The organism is Methylibium sp. (genome assembly GCF_013817365.1).
Taxonomy (GTDB): Bacteria; Pseudomonadota; Gammaproteobacteria; order Burkholderiales; family Burkholderiaceae_C; genus Methylibium.
In genome coordinates this window covers 1-2,147 of record NZ_JACDCU010000578.1, presented here as the reverse complement: position 1 = coordinate 2,147, position 2,147 = coordinate 1, and the positions used below count along the sequence as shown (strand labels likewise).

Annotated in this window: 3 protein-coding genes; all 3 read left to right on the top strand. The window is 64.8% G+C overall.

The annotated features are described in order from the left end of the window. Positions 1-78 precede the first annotated feature (78 nt). From H0W38_RS21545 to H0W38_RS21535, 3 genes are read left to right on the top strand one after another with little or no spacing between them, the layout of a single operon-like run. Positions 79-627: a hypothetical protein gene (locus H0W38_RS21545; RefSeq protein WP_292458061.1), complete on the top strand. Its 549-nt coding sequence runs from the start codon at positions 79-81 to the stop codon at positions 625-627. Next, the gene (locus H0W38_RS21540; RefSeq protein ID WP_292458059.1) at positions 624-1,703 is read left to right on the top strand and encodes a site-specific DNA-methyltransferase; all 1,080 of its coding nucleotides are present in this window, start codon (positions 624-626) and stop codon (positions 1,701-1,703) included. The genes H0W38_RS21545 and H0W38_RS21540 overlap by 4 nt, the downstream gene beginning before the upstream one ends. After that, positions 1,700-2,101 (top strand): recombination protein NinB, encoded by a 402-nt coding sequence (locus tag H0W38_RS21535; protein ID WP_292458057.1) that lies wholly within the window; start codon positions 1,700-1,702, stop codon positions 2,099-2,101. The genes H0W38_RS21540 and H0W38_RS21535 overlap by 4 nt, the downstream gene beginning before the upstream one ends. The last annotated feature ends 46 nt before the right edge of the window (positions 2,102-2,147 follow it).

Below are 2,147 nucleotides of genomic sequence, written 5' to 3'. Positions count from 1 at the left end.
TTACACGCTCGTGCGGTTCGGCAAGGTCGAGAGCCTCCACGTCATCCGCCCGCGTGCAATGGGCGCAAGGAAGGACTCATGACCGTCAAACAACGCATCATCGCCGCCGTCTCCGCCTGCGGCCCGCGCGGCGCCCGGCAGGCCGAGATCGCCGCGGCATCCGGCATCATGCTCAACCACACCAGCGCCGAACTCAAGCGACTGTGCGCGGCCGGGCAAGTCTTCTGCATCGGTTCACGCAAGCACTCGCACTACTTCCCGGACGCATCGAGCGCGGCGGCATTCGCGCCGGTGTTCGAGGCCGAGCAGACGGTGCTCGCTCAGGCCATCAAGGATGCCGACCTCATGCGCAGGCGGGCCGCGCACCGCAGGAAATCCGCCGCCAAGCCGGGCAAGCCGAGGAAGGCACGCGCGCCGAACAAGGTGCCCAAGCCGGCGGTCAACCACTGGCGCCAAGACAACACCAAGCCCTCCGCGCAGACGATCAAGGCGGCGGTCGTGGTGATCCCTGCGGGCCTCAAGCCGACGATCTGCCCGAGCGGCACGGATCACCGTTTCACGGTGACGGGGCCGGTGATCGGGGGGTTCGCCACGATGGGTGTGGGCCGGTATCTGGAGGCCGCGTGAACATCCGCATCATCCAAGGTGATTGCAGGGCGGTGATGTCCACGCTGCCCGAGGCGTCGGTGGACAGCATCGTGACTGACCCGCCCTACGAACTCGGCTTCATGGGCAAGTCGTGGGACTCGACCGGCGTTGCCAATGACGTGAACACATGGCGCGAGGCGCTGCGCGTTCTCAAACCCGGCGGCCATCTGCTCGCCTTCTCAGGCACTCGCACCTATCACCGCATGGTCTGCGCCATCGAGGATGCGGGGTTTGAGATTCGTGACCAGATCGGCTGGGCCTACGGCTCGGGCTTCCCGAAGTCGCACAACGGTGAATGGGGCGGCACTGCATTGAAACCGGCATGGGAGCCAATCTGCATGGCGCGAAAGCCGCTCATCGGCACCGTTGCGGCGAACGTGCTGGCGCATGGGACGGGGGCGCTGAACATTGACGGGTGCCGGGTTGAGTTTGATGGTGACACGACGAGTAGCGCTTCATCAGCGGGACTCGGCGCGGGTCACGAGGCCCACAACAAAGCAGGCCGAAAGTACGGTAACGGGCTCGGGGGCATCGTCGCCCCGCCGCATGTTCTCGGCCGCTGGCCCGCCAACCTGATCCACGACGGCAGCGATGAAGTGCTGGCGGCGTTTCCGCAGGCGCGCAGTAGCGGCCATTACAACGCCAAAGACAACACCAAAGACAGCGGCCGATCATTTCAGTGGGTAACGAGTTTTAGTGGGGCGGGCACGCCTTCGTCGATGTACTCCGACTCAGGCAGCGCAGCGCGATTTTTCTACACAGCAAAAGCGAATGGAAGCGACCGCAACGACGGCGGCCAGCGGGTCACAGGCAACGACAGGAACAGCCACCCAACAGTAAAGCCCACCGACCTGATGCGCTACCTGTGCCGGCTCGTTACCCCGAAGGGCGGCACCGTGCTCGACCCCTTCATGGGCAGCGGCAGCACCATGAAAGCGGCCGAGCTTGAGGGCTTCGATGGCATCGGGATCGAACTTGACCCCGCCTACATCGATATCGCCCGCCGCCGCATCGCCGCGGACGCACCGCTGTTTGCAGAGGTGGAGGCGGCATGAGAAAGCGCTTTTTCCGGCTCGTCAGCCTGGAGGCCAGAAAGGGCGCTGCTAAGTGCATCGCTGAGTCTCCAGACGGCTACTTTGTGACGGTGGCCGAGCCGACGCGCTCAGGCGATCACAACGCGGCCTTGCACGCCCACCTGAACGAGATTGCCGACCGCTGCGAATGGGCCGGGCGCCGCTGGGACATCGAGACATGGAAGCGGCTGCTCACGGCCGCATGGTGTCGCGCCACAGGTGAGCCGGTCGTGATGCTGCCGGCGCTCGACGGCGCTGGGGTTGACATCGTTTTCCGCCGGACATCGAGCCTGAGCAACAGCGAATGCAGCGAGTTGATCGCCTTCATCGAAGCGTGGGCTGCGCATCAGCCCGCTATGCAGAAAACGGAGGATGCATGAACGATTGGCCGATCCTGATGTACCCGGACGATCCAGAGGACTGCGC

Coding starts and splice junctions, on each gene's coding strand:
- H0W38_RS21535 (WP_292458057.1), top strand. CDS start 1,700: ATGAGAAAGCGCTTTTTCCGGCTCGTCAGCCTGGAGGCCAGAAAGGGC.
- H0W38_RS21545 (WP_292458061.1), top strand. CDS start 79: ATGACCGTCAAACAACGCATCATCGCCGCCGTCTCCGCCTGCGGCCCG.